Genomic DNA, 24,408 nt, shown 5'->3' on the forward strand with positions numbered 1-24,408 from the left:
GGGGTCCCCGGGGAATCGCAGGTTGGAGGAGCGAAGCGGGGGAAGCCCGCGATTTCCTGGGGTGCTCACGCGGGAAGCCTAACCAGAACCTGGGTGGTTCCGGATCAGGCCTCGCGCCGCTCCTTGATCTTGGCGGCCTTGCCGCGGAGGTTGCGCAGGTAGTAGAGCTTCGCCCGGCGCACGTCACCGCGGGTCACGACCTCGATCTTCTCGAAGATCGGGGAGTTGATCGGGAAGGTGCGCTCGACGCCGACGCCGAACGAGACCTTGCGGACGGTGAAGGTGCGGCCGATGCCGGAGCCCTGCACGCGGATCACCACGCCCTGGAACACCTGGACGCGGGAGCGGTTGCCCTCGACGACCTTGACGTGGACCTTGATGGTGTCGCCGGCGCGGAAGTCCGGGACGTCGTCGCGCCTTGTGGCAGCGGACAGCTCGTGGATGACGTTGGTCATGACGTACTCCTCGCGAGTGCCACAGGTCAGCCGCGGAATCGTGAGTTGATCCGGTGTCCAACCGTGGTGCCGGCGGCACCCTGATCCCCCTGTGGCAGGAGCAGGATGCGGACCCCCCGTGCGTTCCTCGGAGCGGTCTTTCGGCCGGCTGGACCGAGGAGAAAGTCTGCCACAGCGGCCCGGTCCGCCGGAAATCCGGATCTCACCGCCGGCCCCGACCGGGATACTCCCGAACGAAACGGTTGCGGATCCGGGAGATTCGCAGCCATGTCGTTGGGGACTACCGGGGGCGGGGCTTGGTGAGGATCAGCACGCCGGGGCGGTCGGGGAGCTTGCCCTGGCTGGCGTAGCCGGCGTCCTCGTAGAACGCGACGTTGTCCTGCCTGGTCGCCCCGACCAGGACGGAGTACGTCGTGACCGACGGCGGAGCGGCGGCCTCGGCGTGGTCGAGCAGGAACTTCCCGATCCCCCGGCCGCGCAGGTCCGGCACCATCAGCAGCCGGAAGCGCCACTCGGCGCCGTCCGCGAGCAGCTGGCAGCCGATCATCGCGACCAGTCGGCCGGCCGAGCGCAGCACGAACGAGGTGTCGCCGAGGACGTCCCGCTCCAGGACGTCGTACGGCTCGCGCAGCGGCGGGTCGAAGCTCGCCCACTGCAGGGTCTGCACCTCCCCGATGTCGCCGCGCGCGGCCCGTCGGAGCTCCGGCCGGTCGAGGCCGAGGGCGGCGAGCGGGTCGGGGGATGCGGGCTCCGGCGCCGCGCGCCCCGACGTACGACGACGCCGGGTCAGGCGCACCGCCCCGGGCACCTCCGGGTCGGGACCAGCCAGCCGGTAGCCGGCCTTCTTGTACAGCCGCTGGTTGCGGGCGCTGCCGGCCCCCGTGAACAGCGCGTACGTCGTGACCCCGGCCGGGGCCGTCGCCTCGATCGCCGTCAGCAGCCGCCGCCCCAGCCCCTGCCCCTGCAGGTCGGGCGCGACCATCAGCCGGCCGATCTCCCACGTGTCGTCGTGGCGGGACCCGCGCACCGCTCCGACCATCCGGCCACCGGCGCGGGCGACCAGCACCGTGTCGCGGCCCAGCCATGCCTGCACGTCCGCCAACGACTCCCCCAGCGCCGGGATGTCGACGCCGGGGTTGTCCCAGTGCTCCTGCAGCCAGCAGGCGCGCTGGAGGGTGAGCAGCTCACCGGCATCGGACGGCTCGGCCCCGCGCACCTCGACCCCGTGGACCAGCGACGAGGTGAGGAGCAGGTCCGGCCGGCGCTCGGCGGTGCGCCGCTCGGCCTGCTCGCGGCGCCAGTCCGCGATCGCCGCGTGGTTGCCGGACAGCAGCACGTCGGGCACGGCGCGGCCGCGCCAGGAGGGCGGCTTGGTGTACACGGGGTACTCCAGCAGGCCGTCCTCGTGCGACTCCTCGGCCAGCGACTCGGGGTTGCCCATGAAGCCCGGGATCAGCCGCACCACGGCCTCGGTGATCGCGAGCGCGGCCACCTCGCCGCCGTTGAGGACGTAGTCGCCGAGCGAGACCTCCCGCACCCCGCCCCGGGTGCCGGCCTCCTCGATCACCCGCTGGTCGATGCCCTCGTAGCGCCCGCACGCGAACACCAGGTGCTCGTGGGTGGCGAGCTCGGCGGCCACGGCCTGCGTGAACGGGGTGCCGCTGGGGGTCGTGAACACGACGGTCGCCGACCCGTCCGCGGGCAGCAGAGCGTCGAACGCCTCTCCCCACGGCTCGGGCTTCATCACCATGCCGGCCCCGCCGCCGTACGGCGTGTCGTCGGTGGTGCGGTGCCTGTCGTGGGTCCAGTCCCGGAGGTCGTGGACGGCGATGTCCACCAGGCCCTTGGCGCGGGCCTTGCCGGGGAGGGAGAGGTCGAGCGGCGCGAGGTACTCGGGGAAGATCGAGACGATGTCGATCCTCACGACTCGTCCTCGAACGGCGTGACCAGGCCCGGCCGGTCGGCGATGACGACCCGGCCGCCGGCGAGGTCGACCTCGGGCACCAGGGCGGCCACGAACGGGACCAGGGTGTCGCGGCGGTCGGGGGTGCGGATCTCGAGCAGGTCCTGGGCGCCGCCGTGGACCACGCGGCGTACTTCTCCGAGGGCGTTGCCGTCGGTGTCGACCGCGGCCAGCCCGACCAGCTGGTGGTCGTAGTACTCGTCGGGGTCGTCGGGAGTGGCGTCGGCGGGGACGGTCGCGTGCAGGACGATGCCGCGCGCCGCCTCGGCGGCGTTGCGGTCGGGCAGCTCGCCGAACCTCGCGAGCAGCACGCCCTGGTGCCAACGGGTGCGGGCCACGGTGAGAGCGGTGAGCGGGCTCGCCGATCCCTGCGGCGGCTGCGCCCGGAGCACGGCGCCGTCCGCGAAGCGACGCTCCGGCTCGTCGGTGCGTACGTCGACGGTGACCTCGCCGCGGATGCCGTGCGGCTTGCCGATGCGGCCGACCACGACCTCGATCTCGCTCACGCGGTCAGGGTAGTGGGCTGCAGGATTCCCCGGTGGACCGGGGAATCCTGCACATGACGGGCAGAACTTCCCCCGACAACTGCAGGATTCGCCCGACAAGATCGCGAAATGGAGGACGGGTGCCGCCCCTACGAAGGGAGCGACACCCGTCCAGGTGCTGGTCGTGCTCAGCGGCGACGGTCGACGTCCACGAAGTCGATCCGCGCGCCACCCCGGCCCGCGAGGGCGGAGATGACGGTGCGGAACGCCGACGCGGTGCGGCCGCCGCGTCCGATCACCTTGCCGAGGTCGTCGGGGTGCACGCGCACCTCGAGGACGGACCCCCGGCGCAGCTGCTTGTCGCGCACGGTGACGTCGTCCGGGTGGTCGACGATCCCGCGGACCAGGTGCTCCAGAGCGTCGGCGAGCACGGCGATCAGGCCTCGGGCTTCTCGGTGCCCTCGGCGGCCTCGGCCTCGGCGGCGGCGCCCTCCGGGGTCTCGGACGCCGGGACCTCGGCCGGGGTCTCCTCGGCCTTCGGCTCCTCGGCCTTCGGCTCCTCGGCCTTCGGCTCCTCGGTCTTGGGCTCCTCGGCCTTCTTCTTGTCGGCCTTCTTGGTCACGGCACCGCCCTTGGGCTCGTTGCCGGCCTCCTTGAGGGCCTCGTTGAAGATCTCGGCCTTGTCGCGCTTGGGCTCGGCGGTCTTGAGGGTGCCCTCGGTGCCCGGCAGGCCCTTGAACGTCTGCCAGTCGCCGGTGACCTTGAGCAGCGCCTCGACGGCCTCGCTCGGCTGCGCACCCACGCCCAGCCAGTACTGCGCGCGCTCGGAGGTGACGTCGATGAGCGACGGCTCCTCCTTGGGGTGGTACTTGCCGATCTCCTCGATCACCTTGCCGTCGCGCTTCTTGCGCGAGTCGACGACGACGATGCGGTACTGCGGCACACGGATCTTGCCCATGCGCTTCAAACGGATCTTGACGGCCACGTCTGTGGTGTCTCCTCGGAAGTTGTGTGTGGGTGAGGAAGCCTCAACCGGGTGGGGACCAGGTCGGCGTCCTCGGCGGACCCCGCGGCACCCGGGTGAGAGGGACCGGGCGCGCAGGACTCAGCGCGACATTCTGCCAGAGGAACCTCGACCCCAGAAAATCGCGTACGCCGGTCGCGGCAGGCGCCGCCCGCTCACCCGGTCGCAGCGGCGCGGACGGTGTCTCCGGAGCCGTTCGCGCTCTCCACCGGTCGCTCCTCCGCGGGCTCCTCCAGCCGCGGCAGCGGCACCTGTCCCCGCCGCCGCTCCATCTCGTCGGCGGCGACCTCGAGGTACTTGAGAAGCTCGACCGGGAACGGCAGCACCAGCGTCGAGTTCTTCTCGGCGGCCACCTCGACCATCGTCTGCATCAGGCGCAGCTGCAGCGACGAGGGCGACGCCGACATCAACCGCGCCGCCTCGGACAGCTTGGCGGCGGCCGCGAGCTCCCCCTCGGCGGTGATGATCCGCGCCCGGCGCTCGCGCTCGGCCTCGGCCTGCCGCGACATCGACCGTTTCAGCGACTCGGGGAGCGCCACGTCCTTGATCTCCACCCGGTCGATGTCGATCCCCCAGCCGGCGGCCGGGCTGTCGAGCATCAGCTCGAGGCCGCTGTTGAGCGCCTCCCGGTTGGACAGCAGGTCGTCGAGCTCGCTCTTGCCGATCATCGAGCGGAGCGACGTCTGCGCCACCTGCGACACCGCGAACTCGTGGTCCTGCACCACCACCGCGGCCCGCACCGGGTCGACCACCCGGAAGTAGACCACCGCGTCCACCTTCACGGTCACGTTGTCGCGGGTGATGCCCTCCTGCGCCGGGACCGGCATCGTCACCACCTGCACGTTGACCTTCCGCATCCGGTCCACGAACGGCACCAGCCAGATCAACCCTGGCGCGCGGGGCGACTCGTCGACCCGGCCGAGGCGGAACACCACGCCCCGCTCGATCTGCCGCACCACGCGGGCGCTGGCCGCTGCGCCGATCGCCAGGGCGATCAGCAGCCCTCCGATGATCCCCAGCACGAACTCCATGGCCGACTCCTCACAAACGTCACCGACCGAGGGACTCTTCGAGCCTACGTCGGGCACGGGCGACACCGCGGGTCGTGACCGGGAGGAGCAGGCATAAGCGTTATTCTCGACTGACTTACTATGATTAAGCCTCTCGGACCTGGAGCCAGCCACATGCCCACCCTCGCGCCCGCCGCCACTCGCCGTACCGTCCTCCAGGGGCTGGCCGCCTCGGGCCTCGCCGTCACCATCGCCCCGACCCTCGCGCGCCGCGCGGCCGCAGCGGGCACCCGACCGCCGAACATCGTGTTCGTCTCGATCGACGACCTCGGCTGGGACGAGCTGGGCTGCTACGGCAACACGTTCAACGAGACCCCGACGATCGACCGGCTGGCACGGGCGGGCACCCGCTTCACCAACGCGTACGCCGCCGCGCCGCTGTGCTCCCCCACCCGGGCCGCCCTGGTCACCGGGCAGTACCCCGCCCGCACCGGCATCACCGACTTCCTGCGCGCCGAGGCGGCCCCGAGCAACACGTTCCTCTCCCCCGACATCCCGACCGTGCCCGACGTGCTCGGCCCCCTCGGCTACACCACGGGCCTGATCGGCAAGTGGCACCTGACCGAGACCTACAGTGGCGCCTACCGCAGCCGGCCGGGCAACCCCTGGGCCCACGGGTTCGACGAGGTGGTGGCCTCCGAGCAGCAGTACATCGGCGACGGCGACTACTTCCATCCCTACTTCTTCATGCCCGCCCTCCCGGCCCGCGAGCCCGACGAGTACCTCACCGACCGGCTGGCCCAGGAGGCGGTCGACTTCCTCACCCGGCACCGTGACGAGCCGTTCTTCCTGCACCTGTCCAACTACGCGGTGCACACCAAGCTCGACGCGAAGGCCGACCTGGTCGCCAAGTACACCGCCAAGCCGGGCGCCGACCGGTCGCCGAACCGGCCGGTGCTCGCCGCGATGCTCGAGAGCATCGACCGGCAGGTGGCCCGGATCGTGGAGACGCTCGACGAGCTCGGGCTCACGGAGAACACCCTGCTCGTCGTCACCTCCGACAACGGTGGTCCCTACCGCGATGCGAACGCCCCGCTCCGCGGCGGCAAGGGCGAGCTCTACGAGGGCGGGATCCGGGTGCCGCTGGTGGCGTACTGGCCGGGCACCGTCCCCGCCGGCCGCAGCGACGCCACGCTGACCAGCACCATCGACGTGCTCCCGACGGCGCTCGACCTGGCCGGCGGTTCCCCCGGCGCGGAGTTCGACGGCGTCAGCATCGTGCCGGCGCTGACCGGCCGTGGCGAGGTCGACCGGGACACGATGTTCTGGGTCTACCCACACTTCATCGGCACCACCCACCCGCACGCGGCGGTCCGGCAGGGGCAGTTCAAGCTCGTGCAGCACCTCCGCGACGGCCACACCGAGCTCTTCCACGTGGTCCGCGACCCGGCCGAGACCACCGACGTCTCCAGCCGTTACGTCGCCAAGACGGAGGCGCTGACCGCCCTGCTCGACGCGCACCTCGCCGACGTCGGCACCTTCCCGCCCCGGCCGTCGGAGTCGGCGTACCCGCACCCGGAGCTGGTGGAGGCCTTCGACACCGACCTGGCGCACTGGGACGTGCTCCCGGTCGGGTCGTACGTCGGGCAGCACGCCGTCGCGGACGGCCGGCTGTCGGTGACCTCGGACAAGCTGACCCACCTGGTGTTCCGGTCCGACGTCTCTCCTGGCTCCGACGAGGTCGCGATCGTGCTCGACACCGGCACCTTCGCCGAGGCCGGGTCGCAGGACACCGTGTTCGTCGGGCTGGCCAGGGACGCCGCGAACTACCTGCTGTTCCGCTACCACAACGGACTGCACCGGGTCGGCTGGGACCTGCGGCTGGACAACCGGCTGATCACGGCGGGCGGCGAGCCGCTGGACAACCTCGACGGCACCGTCGACCTGACCGGTCCGGCCGCCCGCTACGCGTTCGTGCTCCGGGGCACCAGCGCCACCGCGTACGCCGACCAGGGCGCGGGCTGGGAGTTCCTCTACACCGTGGACGTGGGCGGCGCGCTCGACCTGTCCGACCCGGCGGTCCGCTCGGCGTACCGCTATGCCACGAGCGTCCGGCTCGACGACGGCACGATCACCCTGGACGGGCTCACCGCCCACCGGGCCTGAACCCGGCCGTTTCCGGGGACCCCCGGACGGGCAAGGATGACCGGATGACCGCCTGGCACCCGAACCCGTACCAGCCACCCTCCCCGCCGCCGCCGAAGAAGAAGCCGCGCCCCAGCGGCTGGTGGTTCGTGCTCGGCGGCGGCTTGATGGTCGCGGCCTTGGCGGTCGCGGTCTTGTTGTTCGCGCTCCTCTTCAAGGGCCTGTTCACCACCGACGCGTCCCTGCGCGCAGACGGGCAGGCGCACGAGGTGACCGTCCCCACCGACGGCGACCGGATGCTGTGGGCCGACACCCTCGACGGCGAGCCCGACTGCCGGGTCACCGACACCGAGACCGGCGACGAGATCCCGCTGTCGTCCCCGAGCGGCGAGTTCCAGCGCAACGAGCAGACCGGCTTCGCGCGGTTACACCCGGGCAGCGGCCGGCTCAGCGTGACCTGCGCCGGCTCCGGCGAGCAGGTCGAGATCGGCCCGGCCCCGAGCCTCGGCGGCCTGGTCGGCGGCGTGCTCGCGGCGATCCTGGTCCCGATGCTGCTCGGGTCGGCCGGGTTCGTGGTGGTGCTGGTGACCGGCATCCTGTGGGCCACCCGGCCGGCCCGGCCGAAGGCGTGACCCCTCAGGCGACCACGTTGCCGCGCAGCACCACCCGGGCCGGGTCGCGCAGGACCGACAGGTCCTCGAGCGGGTTGCGGTCGTAGACCACGAAGTCCGCCGTCGCGCCCTCCTCGAGCGTGGCGTTCCAGCCCAGCCACTCCCGGGCCCGCCAGGAGGCGGCGCCGAGGGCGTCCTCGGGGGCGAGGCCGTACGCCGCCAGCTCGAGAACCTCCCCGGCGATGCCGCCGTGCGGGAGCACCCCGCCGGCATCGGTGCCGGCGTAGATCGCGACGCCCGCCTCGTACGCCGACATGATCACCTCGCGCCGGGTCGCGTGGAGCCTCCGCATGTGGTCGGCGTACGCCGGGAACCTGGCCTCGCCGGCCTCGGCGTACTGGGGGAAGTTGTCGAGCTGCACGACCGTCGGCACCAGCGCGACGTTCTTCGCGACCATGGTGTCGATCAGGTCCGTGGACAGGCCGGTGCCGTGCTCGATGCAGTCGATGCCGGCCTCGATCAGCATCGGCAGCACGGTCTCGCCGAAGCAGTGCGCGGTCACCCGGGCGCCGTGCTCGTGGGCGGCCGCGATGCCGGCGGCGAACGCCTCGGCCGGGAACGACGGCGCGAGGTCGCCCTCCTCGCGGGAGATCCAGTCGCCGACCAGCTTCACCCAGCCGTCGCCGCGCTGCGCCTCCTGGGCGACGTACGCCGGGAGGTCGACCGGCTCCACCTCGTGCGCGTAGTTGCGGATGTAGCGCTTGGTCCGCGCGATGTGCCGGCCGGCACGGATCAGCCGCGGCAGGTCGTCGCGGTCGTGGATCCAGGCGGTGTCCGCGGCCGAGCCGCAGTCGCGCAGCAGCAGCGCCCCGGCGTCCCGGTCGGTGATCGCCTGCTGCTCCTGCGTGGCCTCGTCGACTGCGCCGTGCTGGTCGAGCCCGACGTGGCAGTGGGCGTCGACCAGGCCGGGGACGATCCAGCCGGCGCCGCCGTCCTCGGCCGTGCCCGGCACGTCGTACGTGATCCTCCCGTCGACCACGCAGAACGTGCGCACCTCACCGTCGGGCAGCACCGGACCGGAGTACCTCGTCACCATGCCTGCGCACGATAGTCCCCAACGTTCGAGGGGCCGGGCGGGCCTCGGAACCCCTCGAACGTTGGGGACTGTCCGGAGATCGGGTCAGCGGGTGCGGAGCCCGTGGCCGAAGCGGAACAGCGGGTCGTAGTCCCGGTCGCCGATGTTGATCGGCTCCTGGGCGACCGTCCGCGGCCAGGTGAGCGGGAGCTTGCCGGTGTACGGGCGCCTGCCGAACAGGGTGTCGGCGACGCCAAGGCCCTCGCTGCCGGGCAGCCAGGCCGCGACCAGCGCGTCGATCTGCCCCTGCAGGTCCGGCGGGATGATCATCGGCCGGCCGGAGACCACGACCACCGTGCAGTTCTTCGCCTGCGCGCAGACCGTGCGGATCGCCTGCTGGTCGGCGTCGGAGAGCAGCATGGTCTTCGGCGGGCGCGGCACCCCGTGGTCGCCCGGGTCGTAGGCCCACTGCGGGCCGCCCACGTCGCCGAACCCCTCGGCGTACGGCGTCTCCCCGACCACCACGACACCCGCTGCGTTCGCGGGCACCGGCGCCGAGGCGTCCTCGCTCCACGTGACGTCCTTGGTGGCGGTCGCCTCGATCCCGTCGAGGATCGTCTCGCCCGGGATGTCGTTGGTCGAGCCACCCTGCCAGGTGATCGTCCAGCCGCCGGCCTGGTTCCCGATGTTGTCGGCGTTGCTGCCGGCGACGTACACCGGCGACTTCTTCGCGCTCAGCGGCAACGTGCCGCGCTTGTTCGTCAGCAGCACCTGCGACTCCGCGACCGCCTGCCGGGCGACCGCCCGGTGCGCCGGGCTGCCGATCTCGTCGATGTGCCGGCGGTCGGTCATCGGCTTCTCGAACAGGCCGAGCTCGAACTTCGCGGCCAGGATCCTCGACACCGCGTCGTCGATGCGGGCCATCGGCACCGCGCCGGAGTCGACCAGCCCGGTGAGCGTGGTGATGAAGTCACGCCAGCCGGTGCCGTCGGCGGTCGGCTCCATGAACAGGTCGATGCCGGCGTTGACCGAGATCCGGACCTGGTCCTCGTACGTGCCGGGGATCTGGTGGATCGCCCGCCAGTCGGAGACCACGAGACCGTCGAAGCCCATCCGGTCCTTCAGCACGTCGGTGATCAGCTCCTTGCTGGCGTGCATCTTCACCGGGTTGCCGAGGCCGTCCTCGGTCCAGTCGACGCTGGAGAACGACGGCATGACCGAGCCGACCTTGTGCCGGTGGATGGCGGTCGGGTACGGCGAGAGCGCGAGCTTCGCGAACTCGCGGCTGGAGACCTCGTCGACGCCCTGGTCGATCGGGTACTGCCCGGTGCCGGCCTTCGACTCGTCGTACGACGTGAGGCCGTCGCCGGCGTAGTGCTTAGCCGTCGCGAGCACCCGGTCGGGGTCGTCGAGCTGCCCGCGCCTGCCCTGCAGGCCGTCGATCACGGTCTCCAGCCGGCGCGCCAGGTTCGGGTCCTCGCCGAAGCTCTCGTAGGTGCGGCCCCAGCGGTCGTCGCGGGCCACACATACGCACGGGGCGAACGACCACTGCGGGCCGGACGCCCGGGTCTCCTCGGCGGTGATGTGGCCGATCTTCTCGAGCAGCTTCGGGTCACGCGTCGCGCCGAGCCCGATGTTGTGCGGGAAGACCGTCGCGCCCTTCAGGTTGCCGTGGCCGTGCACCGAGTCCACGCCGTACAGCAGGGGGATGCCGAGCCGGCTGTCGAGCGCCGCCTCCTGGAACCCGTCGACCATGTCCGCCCACGCCTCGGCGGTGTTCCGGGCGGGCGTCGAGCCGCCGCCGGACAGGACGGAGCCCAAGCCGTACTCGGTGATCAGCGACGGGTCGTCGGCGACGTCGTACCGCTCGGCCTGGGTCATCTGGCCGATCTTCTCCGCCGGCGTCATGCGGGCCAGCAGGTCGGCGACGCGGTCCTTCGTGGGAAGCTTCGCGTCCCGGTAGGGCAGCTGCTTCTGCGGCGACGCGGCGGTGGTGTCGGCGCCGGCGGTGCCCTGGGGCTGCAGCAGGCCGATGGCGAAGACCGCGGCGGCCGCGGCACCGAGGACGGCGCTGCGCCGTCCGCGCGACCGGCGCGGTAGGGGGACGTGGACTGACATGAGGTTCTCCTTGCCCGATCAAGAAGGTCCGGCCGTCCCTCGGCGGCCGTGACCGCGCGGGTGCGCGCACTCGTCAACCTAGGGAGCCGTTTTTCCACCGGTCAATGCGTAAAGATCGGACATCCGTCTCTTGTTTGTTCACTTCCCGGCGTAATCGGTCTAGGGTCACGCGGGTGAGCATCTCGGGCTCCCTGGAACGTCTCCGCGCGGCCAACACCCGCGCCGTCCTCACGCTGCTGGCGGGGGAAGGACCGATGAGCCGGGCCGACCTGGCCCGCGGCACCGGCCTCTCCCGCACCACCGTCTCGAGCCTGGTCACCGCGCTCATGGCCACCGGCCAGGTCAGCGAGACGACCGCCCGCGGCAAGCCGCACAAGGGCGGCAGCGGCCGCCCGCCGGTGCTGGTCACGCTGAGCGCGCCGAGCGGCTGCGTCGCCGGCGTCGACATCGGGCACCGGCACATCCGGGTCGCCGCCGCCGACCGCACCGGGCGGATCCTGGCCGAGGAGGCCACCGACCTCGACGTCGACGCCCACGGCCCCGGCGCGCTGGACCGGGCCGCCCACATGGTCCGCTCCGCCCTGCGTACGGCGGGGCTCCCCCGCGGCGACCTCCGGGCGGTCGGCATGTGCGTGCCCGCGCCGCTGGACCGGCGATCCTCCCGGATCAGCACCGGCATCCTGCCCGGTTGGCGCGACCTGCCGCCGGGCGACGAGCTCGAGCGACGCCTCGGCGTACCCGTCTTCGCCGACAACGACGCCAACGTCGGCGCGCTCGCGGAGCTCAACCACGGCGCCGCGCGCGGGATGCTCGACGTGGTGTTCGTGAAGCTGTCCAGCGGCCTCGGAGCCGGGATCGTGCTCGGCGGCCGGCTGCACCGCGGCACCTCCGGCATCGCCGGCGAGATCGGGCACGTCCAGGTCGGCGAGGACGGGCAGGTGTGCCGGTGCGGCAACCGCGGCTGCCTCGAGACGGTGGTGGCCGCGCCCCGCCTGATCGGCCTGCTCCAGCCGGCGTACGACGAGGAGCTGTCCACCGAGCTGGTCCGCGCGCTCGACTCGGCCGGGGACGCCGGCGTACGCCGCGTGCTCAGCGACGCCGGCCGCGCGGTCGGCCGGGCGCTGGCCGACCTCTGCAACAGCCTGAACCCCGAGGGCGTCGTGGTCGGCGGCTCGCTCGGTCCGTCACCGTCCCTGCTGGAGGGGATCCGGGCCTCGATCGACCGCTACGCCCAGCCCGACGTGGCCGCCTCGGTCACCGTGGCCGCCGGCCAGCTCGGCGACCGCGCCGAGATCACCGGCACCGTGGCCCTTGCCGTGGCCGGCGTCGCCGCCCGCGTCCCCGCCTGACCACGTCCTCGGTCACCTCCGGATAGTCCCCAACGAAACGGCTCCGCTCGAGCGGTTTTCGCAGCCATCTCGTTTGGGACTACCCCTCCCGCGCGGTAGTCCCAAACATTCGAGGGGTCTAACGGGTTCGGCATCCCCTCGAACGTTGGGGAGTATCCGGCCGGTGTGATGGCCGATTCCGGCCAGTGCGGTTGGCCGGTTCCGGCGATGTGGCCGACGCGCCTCCGACGGTCCACTGGTGGGCATGAACACGACCACCAGCACCAGCACCAGCACCAGCACCAGCACCGACTCCACCCGACTGGTCGGGCACATCGCCCGGGTCGGAGCCGTCCCCACCAGCACCCCGGCGATCGAGCCGCGGATGAACGGACCGCGCCGCCGCGCCAACGGCGGGTTCGCGACTGGCACCTTCGCCGACCTGGTCGGCGGCACCGCCACCGTCGCCTTGCATCGGACGGTGCCGCTCGGCCGCTCGTTCGCCGTCCTGGAGACCCCCGAGGGCCTGGCCGTACTCGACGGGGACGACGTGGTCGCCACCGTGCGGGCCGCGACGCCGTTCGTGGTCGAGCCGCCGGTCCGCCCGTCGTACGCCCGGGCCGAGGAGGCCCGCCGTGCCTACCCGTACGCCGGCACCCGGCACGCGCTCTCGGACTGCGTGGTGTGCGGCACGGACCGCACCGACGGGCTGCACGTCACCCCGGGCCCCCTCCCGGGGCACACCGGCATCCTCGCGGCGCCGTACGACCCGCCCGCCTGGTTCGCCGCCGACGGTCTCGCGCTGCCCGCGTCGGTGTGGGGCGCGATGGACTGCGTGAGCTACCCGGCCTCGCTGCTCGCGTCCGGCCGGATCGCGTTCCTGGGGTCGCTGACCGCGCACCGCACCCGCGACATCGCCGTCGGCGAGCCGCTGGTCGCGGTCGGCTGGACCATCGGCTCCGGCACCCGTTCGCACCGCACCGCCAGCGTCCTCCTCGACGAGGACGGCCGCGTCATCGCCTCCGCGCACGCGGTCTGGGTCGAGGCCCGCCGCCAGCGCCTCACCCGGCTGGCCGGCCGCTGGCTGTGACCCCACGGATCTCCCACCCCACCCGAGAAGAGAGAGAAGAAGGATGACCACCGAGATCACCACCCACGACGGCGCCGCGGCCGCGGCCGCCGCCCACACCGAGGAGGAGCGGGCCGGCGCCCTGGCCGAGCGCTTCCTGGCCCAGTTCGGCGGCGGCGTCGAGCTGCTGACGGTCGAGCTGGGCCGCCGGCTCGGGCTGTACGCCGCCATCGCCGAGGCCGGCACCGTGACCGTCGCCGAGCTGGCCGAGCGGGCGTCCATCGCCCCGCGCTACGCGCTCGAATGGCTCGACCAGCAGGCTGCGGCCGGCATCGTCGACGTCGTCGGCACCGACCCGGACGACGCCCGTCGCTTCGCCCTCCCGGCCGGCCACCAGGCCGTGCTGCTGGCGCGCGAGAGCCCGGCGTACCTCCTCGGCGCCGCTCCCCTGCTGCTCGGCGTGGCCACCACGCTGCCCGCGGTGGCGGACGCGTTCGCCACCGCTCGCGGCGTGGAGTACGCCGACTTCGGCGACGAGCTGCGCCTCGGCATCGCCGAGCTCAACCGACCGGGGTTCCTGACCGCCATGCGTGCCTGGGTCGAGGAGCTGCCCGACGTCGCGGCGCGCCTCGACCGGGGCGGCGTGGTCCTCGACGCCGGCTGCGGCGAGGGCTGGTCGTCGATCGGTCTGGCCCGCGCCTTCCCGGCCGCACGGGTCGTGGGCGTCGACCTCGACCAGGCGTCCGTCGACGAGGCCCGGCGCCACGTCGCGGAAGCCGGCCTGTCCGACCGGGTCAGCATCGTCCGGGCGAACGCCGCGGACGCGCCCGCCCTCGCCGCCGCGGCCCGGCGACCGGTGGCCCTCGTGACGGCGTTCCAGGCGCTGCACGACATGGGTCGGCCGGTGGAGGCGCTGGCGGCGTTCCGCACGGTGCTCGCCGAGGGCGGCGCGGTGCTGATCGGTGACGAGCACGGCGCCGAGACCAAGGCAGCGCCTGCCGACGAGGTGGAGCGGCTCAAGCTCGCGATGAGCGTCCTGCACTGCGCCCCGGCCACGTGGGCGGAGTCCGACGCGGTCGTGAACGGCACGGTCCTGCGTGACCACACGCTGGCCGCCTGGGTACGGGACGCGGGTTTCACCTCCACCGAGGTGCTCGCGATCGAGCACCCGTTCTGGAAGTTCCACCGGCTCGGCTGACTGTGCCCGCCGGCGGCCAGACCGCCCGGAAACGGGGAGGCCGGGAGACCCCCGGCCTCCCTAGACTCTCCGCCATGCTCGAGGAGGACCAGGTCGTCCACCACGCCGCCGTCGGCGGCCGGTCGGTGGCCTGGTCCTCCGCCGGCTCCGGGCCGGTGCTGCTGATCGGCGGCTGGTGGTCGAGCCACCTCGAGCTGGACTGGGAGGACGCCGGGTTCCGGTCGTTCGTCGGCCGGCTCGCCGAGCGGCACACCGTGGTCCGCTACGACCGGCCCGGCTCCGGGCTCTCCGACCGCGGCCCGACACCGGCCGGGCGCGACGAGGAGGTCGCCGTGCTCGCCGGCGTGGTCGACGCGGTCGGAGCCGACCGGCTCAGCCTGCTCGGTGCGTCGTCCGGCTGCCCGGTCGCCGCGACGTACGCCGCGACGCAGCCGGACCGGGTCGACCGGCTCGTGCTGTATGGCGGGTACGCCCGCGGCGCCGACATCGCCTCCCCCGCCGCCCGCGACTCGATGGTCGCCCTCGTCGAAGCGCACTGGGGGCTCGGCTCCCGAGTGCTCTCCGACGTGTTCCTGCCCGGGGGCAACGCCCGGGAGCGTGAGGCGTTCGCCCGGTTCCAGCGCCGGTCCGCGTCGCGGGAGACCGCCGCCACCGCGCTGCGGACGGTCTACGAGCTCGACGCCACCGACGCGCTGGCCGCGGTGTCGGCGCCGACGCTGGTGCTGCACCGACGCGGGGACCGGGCGATCCCGTTCCCGCTCGGCCGCGACCTGGCCGACCGGATCCGGCGAGCGACGTTCGTCGAGCTCGCCGGCGACGAGCACTTCCCCTGGCGCGGAGACTCCGCCTCCGTGGCCGAGGCGGTGAGGCTGTTCCTCTCCGGCCGCGACCCGGCGGACGCCGTACGTCGTCCGGCGCCGGCCGCCGAGGACGCCGCGCTGTCCCCGCGCGAGGTCCAGGTGCTGCGCCTGGTGGCCGCCGGTCGCACCGACGCCGAGATCGCCGCCGAGCTGGTGCTCAGCGCGCACACCGTGCACCGCCACGTCGCCAACATCCGCACCCGGCTCGGTGTCTCCTCCCGCGCCGCGGCCGCCGCCTGGGCCGTCGACCACGGCCTCCTCTGAGTCCCCGCCCGCCGGGATACTCCCCAACGAAACGGCTCCGATCTCGCACGCAACGCGACCACTTCGTCGGGGACTATCCGGACGACGCGTTGGGATACTCCCCAACGTTCGAGGGGACGAACGGGACGAATCGCCCCTCGAAGGGTTGGGACTACCGGGAAGTCAGTCGAGGCGGTCCCAGAGCCAGGTGGGGCCGACCGCCGTGGCGCCGACGCCCTGCACCCGGGCCTGGAGGAAGCGGTCGGCGGTCACGACAGTCACCCGGGCGCCGCGGTCGGCCGCGGACCGGGCCTCGGCGACGATCGCCTCGTCTCCGTTGCCCGGCGCGTGCACGACGCGGACGTGGCCGTCGCGACCTGCGGGTACCCCGCCCTTGCCGGCGCCCTCGAGCACCAGCACCACGAGGTCCTGCGGCAGGTCGCCGACGAGGAGCCGCTCGTGCAGCCGCCTGGCCGCCCCGGCCCGGTCGCGCCACCACCCGTCGGGGCGGGAGCCGACCACGTTGGCCCCGTCCACGACCAGCGCGGTCGTCACTTCAGGAACTTGGAGAATAGGAACGAGCGAACGCTGTGCGGCCACGCTTGGACTGTGGCCCGATCGTGAGCGGTATGGGGCCGAATACCCTTGAGTGACACCCGGGCGAACATGCGAGCGTGGATCACTGACTCAAGCTATCCCACCACCCGCGGACGTTCATGGAGCGAGCAGCGCGCCCAGCCATTGCAGGACCAGGCCCAAGCCGATCAGCCCGAGCCCGATGGCCTCGTGGCGCTGACCGTCCAGGATCAGTTCCCGCTTGGTGTCTTCCAGCCTGTCCGCCAGCGAGGTCAGACGCTTGTCGTGCGTACCGACCGTGCGGGTCAGCGAGTCGACACGGGCTTGGTCCTTACCCCGTTGCCGGGTGGCGCGGCGATGTAGGGCGGTCATGCGCTGGTCGAGTCGTTCCAGGTTGTCCCACACCGGCAGGTCGGGGTCCAGGGTCGGCTGCGGCTGATATGAGTGCGTGGCGTAGCCGCCGCGTCGCCGCCCACCGGTGGTGAGGTCAGTGCCGATCACGGGCCGTCTTGCGGGCCGCCGGTTGAAGCGTCGCCACGCGTCGACTGCCCATGAGCGCAGGTGACAGGCTGCGGCTCGCAGCCCCCAGAATGTCTCGCCCGGGCGGTGCCACGCCAATCAGGTCTTGCGGATTCCGTAGGCGGTCCATATGACGCCCATGGCCTCTAGGCCGCCCCCGGTGGCGGTCAAGATTGTGTGGAACATGCGCGGATCGTCTCTCGGCCTTGGACGTCGTGGCCGGTCGCCACTCAACGGACTTGGATCATCAGGCGCTACGAGTCGCAGCCGATTCCATCACCGTCGGCGTCGAGTCGATACGGGTCGTCGCCCGTGACCCGGACTGGTCCGTTGATATCTGCGCAGTCGAGGTCGCCAGCGATGGGTAGGCACGGTGAGTACCCCGTCATGCAGTTGTTGCCGCCACCACCGCCGACCAGCGGTTGTGGCTTGGGCTTGGGGCAGGTGATCTGTTTGGACCCGCCGTCGGCCTTGATGTAGATCGGCTCGCGAGGGTGGAAGCCGTAGCCGTCGCGGGAGTCGTAGCGGGCGATCGCGTACCCCTGTTTGATCTGCGCCAGGCCCGCGTCCACCGAGCCGATGTCCACGTAGCGCAGCAGGCGCCCGTACCGGTCGGTGTCCTCGTCCGATTCGGCGAGGCGCACGCGCTTGCCGAGGACGAGACGCGCCATGTTGTCGCTTGCCTTTTCATAGCCGCACTGACCGCGCTCGGGGGTGTCGATGCCGACGATGCGCACCGTGTCGCCGTTGCCCAGCTCGATGGTGTCTCCGTCGACCACGTCCACTACCAGGTACGTCGGCGGAGGCTTGGGCTTGGGCTTGGGTTTCGGCTCAGGCTTGGGCGCAGGAGGGGGGTCGGTGGTGGCGGTCGCGTCGTCTTCCGCTGCGTCGTCCGAGTCGTCCCCAGACGCCTGCGTGCTGTGGCGTGACCCATCGTCTGCTGTGTCCGAGGCCTGCCCGGCGTCCGGGCTGCCGGAACCCTCTAACGCATTGCCTATCCCGCCGAGCAAGAACAGGCTGCCGACGACGATCCCGATGAGCCCCCATGGGCGTTTGTACCAAGGGAGCGACCTGCCCGGTGTGCGGCCCTGAGGTCCGGGCTCTTCGCGGACCAACGGCCTGGCCGGTGTACGGACAGGCTGGACCGATCGCCACACATAGTCATCCCCGAGGACGTGACCATTGGCGATGTCGCCGGGGCGCCAGGGCTGGTTCCTTGCATTGAGCGGTCGCCAAACATGGTCAGGCCCGAGGACATGGCCGTTGGCCACGTCCCCGGGCTTCCACCGGCCTTGCTGGCTGGTCATCTCTTCCGGGCCTTAACGGCTGACCTCGCAGGCGGTGCCGTCCTTGTCGCGGTCGCTCTCATCGTTGACCCGGTAGACCCTGGGCCGCACCGCGGGCCGGTAGTGGCCGGTGCGCTGCTGCCGGTCGGCCGCGGCGTCAGACCGTGCGACGCCGTACTTGAACGTCCGGTGCATGTGGTCGCAGTTGCGGTAGTCGGTGACGGCCTCGGCAGGCCCGGCGGTGAACGTGAGCGCGGTGGCAGTCAACGCCACAGCGACAAAGCCGGTCTTGGCGGCACGGAACATGGGAAACCCCCCGATAGGTGTGGTTGGGACAGCGGAACTGTAGGCGCGACACGGGTCGGTGCGCAGCGAAACGGCGCTTCCGCCACATGTGGCGTGACCAACGCGAAACCGCCGCGCAAGCCTGACCCTGTTTGTAGCCTTCCGCTGTGATCGCTCTCGTCTTTCTTGCTGCACTGTTCCTGCTTGTGGCCTACATCGTGATCCGCAAGGCGGTCTTCCACGCCATCCTCGACGCTGACGTGGCACGCGCTCAAGATGCGCGGGATGCGCGCCGTGCCAACGAGCCCTTGCCGGACGCGCCAAAGTCCTGACCTGCCACCCCCGATCGTCGAATGCATCCCCGGGAGCGGCGTCCACGTTCCAGGCGCGACGTCGGAGCGCAGTGCCTAGAACGGGGGATCTTCCCGGAATGTGCGAGCGCCGTTCGGGTCGGCGCCGTACATTCCGTCAATGAATCGTTGGGGGCTAGCAGCGGGAGCGTTGGTCCTGTCGCTCATCGCAGGGGGCGTCGGAGCAGTGACTTCGGCAATACTGCTCCGGGAGCAATTCGTCGGCCCGCAGGGGCCTGCGGGCGCGGCCGGACAGGATGGCAATCCGGGCCAGGTGGGCCCACAAGGGGTGCGCGGCCCGCAGGGTCCCACCGGTGAGATGTCGTGGCAGGATCGCCATGACTTGGACAACCTTGATGTCCGATTGAGCAAGGTTGAGGGGCGAGTACCCACCATGGCCTCGTGCGTGCCTGCCAAGGTCGTCACCGGCGTGAGTTGGATCGAGTACTCAGCCTTCCCGCTGAGCGTCAGCACGGACTTCTTCTGCCTGTCCCGTTAGCGGAGCCTCGTCGGATTCGTCATCCCAACAGTTGCTCACCACGTCCACGACACGGGTCGGTGTACGGGGGTTGCACCTCTCGCCGTCAAGAATCTTGACCGTGGGGGTTCAGCCGCGGGCGTGGCCGTCCTAAACACGATCCCGCGGGCCGCAAGAACACGCCCCGAATGCAAGAGAACCATCTTCACGCACCCGCACCTGCCGCCCTGACCTGCCGTCGCCGCAGCTACGCTGTTCGGTCACGGACGGCCAGCCGCAGGGGGATGATGCAGGAGTGGCAAATGAGGACTCGAACGAGAATCCAGGGAGCCGTGCGCGACTGATCGAAGAACTGATGGTGGCGTTCAGCCAAGACCAGAGCGACAACTATTCAAACTGGCTTTCGCGGCAGGCGCAGGTCCCGAAACGGCTTTATCACTACACGACAATCGATGGACTAATGGGGATCGTGGGCGCGAACGCCCTCTGGGCTTCTGATGTTCGATTCATGAACGACTCCTCAGAGTTGTCATATGCCGTCGACCTGGTTGACGACGTAGTGGAGGAGCGGATTGCGAATGTCTCCGACGAAACGCTCAAAAATGCACTTCCAACACGTCGGGGCTTCACCGACACGTTTGAGTATGGGCGCCGACCGTTTGTTGCATGCTTCTGCGAAGAGGAAGATCTGCTTTCCCAGTGGAGGGGGTATGGAACGGGGCAGGCCGGGGTCTCCCTGGGATTCGATCTTCGCGTGATGTCGATGGCGGATCGACTGCCGCCGCGAACCTTTCTGAGGAAGGTTGTCTACGGGCGGGAGGAGCAACGCTCCGCTGTTGCGGCCGCCGTCGACGCGTGGCTGGCGACCGCGCAGACGCTGCTGGACAAAGGCGCCGTCGACATCAACGAGCTGTTTCCTTACCCAGCCATCTGGGCGCTTCAAGAGGCACTTGCTGAGCAGCAATTGTGCTTCAAGCACCCCACGTTTCGTGAGGAACAGGAGTGGCGGCTCATCAAGATGGTCAACGTGCGGGAGGAACTCAGCCTTCTCTCACACCTCAGGACTGAGGCAACGCTTAGGGACGCAGATGAGCAGATGCAAAGGCTAGGGATGAACATGCCGCCAAGGCCACCGGCAAGCTTCTTCCCCCAATCGGATGCTGAGGGGTTGAACCTCTTGTTCCGGAAATCCGCTCTTGGCCTGGTGCCATATGTCGAACTGCCCCTCCAAGACCAGGCTGGGGTCTTCCACGGGCGCCTGCCGCTGTGGGAGGTGAGACAAGGTCCAACCCTGAACCCGGGCTTGGCGATGGAGTCACTGTCCATGTTCCTCGAATCACACGGGTACGGGATGCACACGGACCTCAGCGTGTCGGAGATACCACTCAGGCCTTAGGAAAGACCTGCCAGACCGCTTTGGGCCTGGCAGAAGTGGGGTCGGCCAATTATTGGCGGGGGTACACACGTGCCCACGGACTCCGGCCAGTCGTAGATACCCCCAGCGGGTACATGCGCAAGCGGGGCCCCGGTCTGGCCGTCTGCCACTACCAAAATCGGCATCACGGGCGCGAGTTCGCACGCCACAAGGGGCGATCCTTCTAGCGTCGGGGGCGTGACCACCCAACCCGACACCATTTACGAGTCGCGCCGCATCCGGTGGGAGAGCCGAACCAGCCTGCCGCTCACGGTCGCGTCGCTGATCTACCTCGTGGCCTATGCCTGGCCGATCCTTGACCCGTCCGTCCGTGACCGACCCGTGTTCGACATCGTGATCGGCGCCGCGTGGGCGCTGTTCCTGGTCGACTACGTCGCCCGGCTCTACCTGAGTCGCCGCCGGGCTGCGTTCATGCGGGGCAACATCGTGGACCTGGGCGCGGTTGTGCTACCAATGCTGCGACCCCTGCGGTTGCTCAGGCTGGTCACGGTCCTAGCTGTGCTCAATCGCCACGCCGGGTCGTCGCTGCGCGGGCGCGTAGCGGTCTACGTCGTGGGGTCCTCGATTTTGGTCCTATTCGTCGCTTCGTTGGCGATGCTGGACGCCGAGCGCGGCGCCGATGGCGCGACCATCACGTCTTTCGGCGACGCGTTGTGGTGGGCGCTTACGACGGTGACCACGGTCGGCTACGGCGACCACTTCCCGGTGACCCCGCAAGGGCGGCTGATTGCCGCCGGGCTGATGGTGGCCGGAATCGCGTTGATCGGGGTCGTCACGGCTTCATTCGCTTCCTGGCTGATCGAACGAGTTGCCGAGGTTGAAGAAGAAGCCTCGGCAGCGACGCAACGGGACATGCAGGCGCTGACCGCCGAGGTTGCCGAACTGCGGGCCCTGTTGATCGCACGAGAGAGCCAGGGCCCGCCCTCGTGATGCGGGCGATCTCGTGTGGCCCGGCTCGGCTCAGTCGGTCCAGTCATGGGCGCGCCACCGGCCGATGATGGCGGCCACGTCGTCGGCGTCGAGACCGTCGGCGGTGTCGTACTTCATCTGTAGCCGGGGTGCGCCGCTGGGCTTGGGGTCGCCGGTGATCCGTGCCGGGTCGGGGCGGCGGCGGGGGTGTCGTCGTCGTGGTGGGCGCCAGGGCTCGGGCTGGTGGGGTTGGGCGGTCATGCTTGCCACCCGTTCCCTCGCCAGCCATCCAGCACCCACGCCACGTCGTCCCCGGTCAGCGGCGGACGTTGACTCTTGGCGGGCCGTAGCCGGGACCCGGGTTCGGACTCGGGCTCGGGGGCGGGCGGGGGCTCCAGGTGGTCGACGCGGCCAGTCAGTTCCCGCACTTGGGTTTCCAGCTCGGCCACGCGGCGGCTGGCTTCGGCGTGCCGGGATTGGGCCATGGCGGCCTTCACCTTCAGATCTTGCACGGCGACAGGCGACATGGCGGAACGGGGCGGGGTGCCGTCAATCGTCACGTGGTCACGCAACGGTGGATCGTAGCCGTAGCGGTACGTCATGACGCACCGTCCTTGGTAAGTAACCCGGCCACCACGTCGGCGGCCACGTCCCCCACCCGGTGCCCGTCGTGAAGTCGGTGATCGGCGGCCCGTTCGGTAAGCGCGGCGCGGGCGTTGTCCTCCAGTACGGGCAGGCAGTCGGGGCACCCGGTGACGTTGAGTCGTGGAATGTTGGCGGCGACTCGGACACTGGCGGTGCGAACGGACGGGGACCGGGTGCCGCATACCGAGCACCGGCGCCAACGCGCTTCGCTGGCGGCCAGGATGTCTGCACGGCGCTTCGCGTGTTGGGCGATGGTGAGCCGGGTTCGGTGCAGCCACGGCCGGTACCCGCTGGCCCCGGCGATGTCGACGAGTGTCGGCACCACGCGGGTTTCGGCGACGGTGACGGGTTCCCCGTCGTCCCGGCCGGACGCCACCAGCCGCTGGACTTGGTGTTCGACGTTCTCCACGACGGACGCGCCGTAGGTCATGTATCCGGCCTTCTGAACGTCGGACGGCTCGGCCGTGGCGTAGTAGGGCCACAGGTCTTCGGGGACGCCCCAAGGGCCGTCTGTGGCCCACTCATCGCCGTTCCCGTAGTCACGTGGCGGCGCCGGGGCGTCAGTCTTCGGTGTGGTCATGGCGGTTCTCCTTCCGGTGGGTTTCTGATTGCGGGGCCAGTAACAGCCGCCACAAGTCGGTGCAGTGCCCGTCCACGCCGATGCGCTCGACCAGCCCAACGGTCTCGACCCATGCCAGCGACCTCCGAACCTCGGCTGGTGACAGGCCGGTGAACTCGCACACGCGGTCAACAGCGGGGACGCTGGTCAGGTCCGGACGGGCGCCGGAGATCAGCGCGGCCACGGCCGCCAGGCCGGCATAGGTGAACCCGGGCAGCCGGCGAATCGGCGGATCGTCCGCTAGGCCTAGGATTCGGGCGCGGAAACGCCAGCGCAGGTCCGGGGTGGTCATAGCGTGTCTCCTTCGTCGTGGTGGTGGGCGTGGCCCAGGACCGTGGCCCCGAGCCGGTCCCGCGCCAGCGCGCCGGGCGGGCGTCCGCGGTGTCGCAGGTGCGCAGCGGCTCGCGGTCCGGCACCGGTCGGGTGGCCTTGCCGATGGCCGCCCATTGGGCGCGGGCGCGTTGGTGGGCACCCTGCGCCGCCTCAGCGCGGCGCTTGCGGGCGAGAGGACGACCACGCTGCCGGTCTCGGCGCATGGTGGCACTGCAGTCCCGGCAGCTAGCGGTGCACGGCCCGGTCGGGGTGGCGCGGATGGTCTGGCCGACGTGGCTGGCGGTGAGGCTCACGGCTTGTCACCCCCGCAGTCGAAGCACTCGCCTTCGGGGTCGTAGCCGCGGCTGGACTCGCAGTCACAGGTGCCGCCGCGGTTGCGCTTGCGGTACCAGTCAGCGTCGCTGACGCCGGGGGGTTTGTCCTTCTGCGGGGGCGGGTCGGGCGGAGCCCCAGCGGAGCCCGGCACCGGACCCCCCGCCCCCTGTCCCTGTCCCTGTCCCTGTCCCTGTCCCTTCGGGACGGGACGGGACGGGTCGGGTCGGGTCGGGAGGGGACGGGGCGGCGTTGCGTTACGCGTTACGTCGAGCGTCTCGTCATCCGTCACGTCACGCGTGACAGGCGGGGAACCTGTTCCCTCACGCGTTTCGTCACGCGTCTCGTTGTCCGTTACGTCACGCGATACATAACGCGTGAGATATGGACAGCGAGTCGGGTCACACTTGGAGTGGTCGCCCGCCTTGTGCAAGTCGCGACGCTCCCGCCATGCGGCCTGCCGCTCGGCGTTCTGCTTCTTGCGACGGCGCACGGCGACGGCACGCTCTTGGTCCGACCAGTCCAACTGCCAGCCCTCGTCGCCCACCGGCTGCCACAAGCCCTCAACGACGAGAGCCGCCACCGACGACTCGGGGTCAGGGTCGTCGGTGACCCGGCCCAGCGCGTTGCGTGGCAGGTAGCCGTCGGTCAGTTGCTCGTTGCAATACTCCAGCCCCTCGATGTGCAGGTATCGCGCCGAACGGGATAGGCGCAGCATGGACGGTTGGCGCGTAAAGCCGTCCGAGAGTTTCAGCCAGGTCATGCCGTCGCCTCCAGTCGGGACGGGTGCACGCCGCGCAGCGGAACCCGACCACCCCACGGCTGGCGCCGACAGCACCGGGCCCATGGGCCAGCTCCACACCACGGGCAGGCGGCACGCAGGGCCCCGGTCTGTCGGGGCGGCCAACCGAACGCCTCGCGGATGCGGGAGGCCGCGGCGTCATAGTCGCCGGGCGGCGGGTGCGGCCGTGAGCAGTCACAGCCGCAGGGGTGCTCAGGTGCGCGTATCGTCATGGAAAGCAACCCCCTTCCTCTCGTGTCGGGGATCGCAGCAGTGGGCAGTGGCCGGGTTCCGTG

At 71.0% G+C, this 24,408-nt stretch carries 27 protein-coding genes; 9 read left to right on the top strand and 18 right to left on the bottom strand.

Annotated elements, in window-relative coordinates; genetic code table 11:
- Window positions 1-104: 104 nt before the first annotated feature.
- The 6 genes from rplS to EKO23_RS15160 all read right to left on the bottom strand — a co-directional run bounded on the left by rplS (window position 105) and on the right by EKO23_RS15160 (window position 4,958).
- Window positions 105-455, bottom strand: coding sequence for a 50S ribosomal protein L19 (gene rplS / locus EKO23_RS15135; RefSeq protein ID WP_134718741.1), 351 nt, complete (start codon window positions 453-455; stop codon window positions 105-107).
- Between the two features lie 280 nt (window positions 456-735).
- The gene (gene trmD / locus EKO23_RS15140) at window positions 736-2,379 is read right to left on the bottom strand and encodes a tRNA (guanosine(37)-N1)-methyltransferase TrmD (RefSeq protein WP_134718743.1); all 1,644 of its coding nucleotides are present in this window, start codon (window positions 2,377-2,379) and stop codon (window positions 736-738) included.
- Window positions 2,376-2,915: a ribosome maturation factor RimM gene (rimM, locus tag EKO23_RS15145; RefSeq protein WP_425464401.1), complete on the bottom strand. Its 540-nt coding sequence runs from the start codon at window positions 2,913-2,915 to the stop codon at window positions 2,376-2,378. Before rimM ends, trmD begins: the two co-directional genes overlap by 4 nt.
- Window positions 2,916-3,091: 176 nt before the next feature.
- Window positions 3,092-3,334, bottom strand: a complete 243-nt coding sequence (locus EKO23_RS15150) for an RNA-binding protein (RefSeq protein WP_134718747.1) — start codon at window positions 3,332-3,334, stop codon at window positions 3,092-3,094.
- Window positions 3,335-3,339: 5 nt separating this feature from the next.
- Window positions 3,340-3,888, bottom strand: a complete 549-nt coding sequence (rpsP, locus tag EKO23_RS15155; protein ID WP_134718749.1) for a 30S ribosomal protein S16 — start codon at window positions 3,886-3,888, stop codon at window positions 3,340-3,342.
- Between the two features lie 194 nt (window positions 3,889-4,082).
- Window positions 4,083-4,958 carry an SPFH domain-containing protein gene (locus EKO23_RS15160; protein WP_134718751.1) on the bottom strand — a complete coding sequence of 292 codons (876 nt, stop codon included), beginning with the start codon at window positions 4,956-4,958 and terminating at the stop codon, window positions 4,083-4,085.
- Between the two features lie 153 nt (window positions 4,959-5,111).
- On the opposite strand from EKO23_RS15160, the gene EKO23_RS15165 reads away from it, so the two are divergent.
- Together EKO23_RS15165 and EKO23_RS15170 are read left to right on the top strand one after the other, a co-directional pair.
- Window positions 5,112-7,103, top strand: coding sequence for a sulfatase (locus tag EKO23_RS15165; RefSeq protein WP_134718753.1), 1,992 nt, complete (start codon window positions 5,112-5,114; stop codon window positions 7,101-7,103).
- 44 nt (window positions 7,104-7,147) lie between these two features.
- Window positions 7,148-7,714 (top strand): hypothetical protein, encoded by a 567-nt coding sequence (locus EKO23_RS15170; RefSeq protein WP_134718755.1) that lies wholly within the window; start codon window positions 7,148-7,150, stop codon window positions 7,712-7,714.
- Between the two features lie 4 nt (window positions 7,715-7,718).
- Here EKO23_RS15170 and EKO23_RS15175 read toward each other — a convergent pair whose 3' ends face one another.
- Window positions 7,719-8,789, bottom strand: a complete 1,071-nt coding sequence (locus tag EKO23_RS15175) for an amidohydrolase family protein (RefSeq protein WP_134718757.1) — start codon at window positions 8,787-8,789, stop codon at window positions 7,719-7,721.
- An 84-nt stretch (window positions 8,790-8,873) separates the two neighbouring features.
- Window positions 8,874-10,886, bottom strand: a complete 2,013-nt coding sequence (locus EKO23_RS15180) for a glycoside hydrolase family 3 protein (RefSeq protein ID WP_134718759.1) — start codon at window positions 10,884-10,886, stop codon at window positions 8,874-8,876.
- A 173-nt stretch (window positions 10,887-11,059) separates the two neighbouring features.
- Here EKO23_RS15180 and EKO23_RS15185 point away from each other — a divergent pair, with 173 nt between their 5' ends.
- The 4 genes from EKO23_RS15185 (at window position 11,060) to EKO23_RS26215 (ending at window position 15,605) form a co-directional block, all read left to right on the top strand.
- Window positions 11,060-12,235 (top strand): ROK family transcriptional regulator, encoded by a 1,176-nt coding sequence (locus EKO23_RS15185; RefSeq protein ID WP_134718765.1) that lies wholly within the window; start codon window positions 11,060-11,062, stop codon window positions 12,233-12,235.
- A 244-nt stretch (window positions 12,236-12,479) separates the two neighbouring features.
- Window positions 12,480-13,304, top strand: a complete 825-nt coding sequence (locus EKO23_RS25335; RefSeq protein WP_167880497.1) for a hypothetical protein — start codon at window positions 12,480-12,482, stop codon at window positions 13,302-13,304.
- A 43-nt stretch (window positions 13,305-13,347) separates the two neighbouring features.
- Window positions 13,348-14,481 carry a class I SAM-dependent methyltransferase gene (locus tag EKO23_RS15195; protein WP_134718767.1) on the top strand — a complete coding sequence of 378 codons (1,134 nt, stop codon included), beginning with the start codon at window positions 13,348-13,350 and terminating at the stop codon, window positions 14,479-14,481.
- Window positions 14,482-14,555: 74 nt separating this feature from the next.
- Complete coding sequence (locus tag EKO23_RS26215; RefSeq protein ID WP_134718769.1) at window positions 14,556-15,605, top strand: alpha/beta fold hydrolase; 1,050 nt, start codon at window positions 14,556-14,558, stop codon at window positions 15,603-15,605.
- A 162-nt stretch (window positions 15,606-15,767) separates the two neighbouring features.
- On the opposite strand, the gene EKO23_RS15205 is transcribed toward EKO23_RS26215, so the two are convergent.
- The 4 genes from EKO23_RS15205 to EKO23_RS15220 all read right to left on the bottom strand — a co-directional run bounded on the left by EKO23_RS15205 (window position 15,768) and on the right by EKO23_RS15220 (window position 18,271).
- The gene (locus EKO23_RS15205) at window positions 15,768-16,139 is read right to left on the bottom strand and encodes an NYN domain-containing protein (protein ID WP_134718771.1); all 372 of its coding nucleotides are present in this window, start codon (window positions 16,137-16,139) and stop codon (window positions 15,768-15,770) included.
- A gap of 159 nt (window positions 16,140-16,298) precedes the next feature.
- Window positions 16,299-16,661, bottom strand: coding sequence for a hypothetical protein (locus EKO23_RS15210; protein ID WP_134718773.1), 363 nt, complete (start codon window positions 16,659-16,661; stop codon window positions 16,299-16,301).
- Window positions 16,662-16,933: 272 nt separating this feature from the next.
- Window positions 16,934-17,464 carry a thermonuclease family protein gene (locus EKO23_RS25340; protein ID WP_167880498.1) on the bottom strand — a complete coding sequence of 177 codons (531 nt, stop codon included), beginning with the start codon at window positions 17,462-17,464 and terminating at the stop codon, window positions 16,934-16,936.
- Between the two features lie 534 nt (window positions 17,465-17,998).
- On the bottom strand, window positions 17,999-18,271 hold the full coding sequence (locus tag EKO23_RS15220; RefSeq protein WP_134718777.1) for an excalibur calcium-binding domain-containing protein: 273 nt from the start codon (window positions 18,269-18,271) through the stop codon (window positions 17,999-18,001).
- A gap of 146 nt (window positions 18,272-18,417) precedes the next feature.
- Between EKO23_RS15220 and EKO23_RS25345 the strand changes: the two genes are divergently transcribed.
- From EKO23_RS25345 to EKO23_RS15230, 3 genes are all read left to right on the top strand, one after another.
- Window positions 18,418-18,582, top strand: coding sequence for a hypothetical protein (locus tag EKO23_RS25345; RefSeq protein ID WP_167880499.1), 165 nt, complete (start codon window positions 18,418-18,420; stop codon window positions 18,580-18,582).
- Window positions 18,583-19,373: 791 nt separating this feature from the next.
- Complete coding sequence (locus tag EKO23_RS15225) at window positions 19,374-20,474, top strand: DUF2971 domain-containing protein (RefSeq protein ID WP_134718779.1); 1,101 nt, start codon at window positions 19,374-19,376, stop codon at window positions 20,472-20,474.
- A gap of 216 nt (window positions 20,475-20,690) precedes the next feature.
- Window positions 20,691-21,443: a potassium channel family protein gene (locus tag EKO23_RS15230; RefSeq protein WP_134718781.1), complete on the top strand. Its 753-nt coding sequence runs from the start codon at window positions 20,691-20,693 to the stop codon at window positions 21,441-21,443.
- A 30-nt stretch (window positions 21,444-21,473) separates the two neighbouring features.
- Here EKO23_RS15230 and EKO23_RS15235 read toward each other — a convergent pair whose 3' ends face one another.
- From EKO23_RS15235 to EKO23_RS26705, 6 genes are all read right to left on the bottom strand, one after another.
- Complete coding sequence (locus tag EKO23_RS15235) at window positions 21,474-21,683, bottom strand: hypothetical protein (protein WP_134718783.1); 210 nt, start codon at window positions 21,681-21,683, stop codon at window positions 21,474-21,476.
- Window positions 21,680-22,024: a hypothetical protein gene (locus tag EKO23_RS15240; RefSeq protein ID WP_134718785.1), complete on the bottom strand. Its 345-nt coding sequence runs from the start codon at window positions 22,022-22,024 to the stop codon at window positions 21,680-21,682. Before EKO23_RS15240 ends, EKO23_RS15235 begins: the two co-directional genes overlap by 4 nt.
- Window positions 22,021-22,647: a hypothetical protein gene (locus tag EKO23_RS15245; RefSeq protein WP_134718787.1), complete on the bottom strand. Its 627-nt coding sequence runs from the start codon at window positions 22,645-22,647 to the stop codon at window positions 22,021-22,023. The genes EKO23_RS15240 and EKO23_RS15245 overlap by 4 nt, the downstream gene beginning before the upstream one ends.
- Window positions 22,628-22,978, bottom strand: a complete 351-nt coding sequence (locus tag EKO23_RS15250; RefSeq protein ID WP_134718789.1) for a hypothetical protein — start codon at window positions 22,976-22,978, stop codon at window positions 22,628-22,630. The genes EKO23_RS15245 and EKO23_RS15250 overlap by 20 nt, the downstream gene beginning before the upstream one ends.
- A 330-nt stretch (window positions 22,979-23,308) precedes the next feature.
- A complete protein-coding gene (locus tag EKO23_RS15255) occupies window positions 23,309-24,094 on the bottom strand; it encodes a hypothetical protein (protein ID WP_134718791.1) in 786 nt (261 codons plus the stop codon).
- Complete coding sequence (locus EKO23_RS26705) at window positions 24,091-24,345, bottom strand: zinc finger domain-containing protein (RefSeq protein WP_425464400.1); 255 nt, start codon at window positions 24,343-24,345, stop codon at window positions 24,091-24,093. The genes EKO23_RS15255 and EKO23_RS26705 overlap by 4 nt, the downstream gene beginning before the upstream one ends.
- Between the last annotated feature and the right edge of the window lie 63 nt (window positions 24,346-24,408).

The organism is Nocardioides guangzhouensis (assembly GCF_004519545.1).
Classification (GTDB): domain Bacteria; phylum Actinomycetota; class Actinomycetes; order Propionibacteriales; family Nocardioidaceae; genus Nocardioides; species Nocardioides guangzhouensis.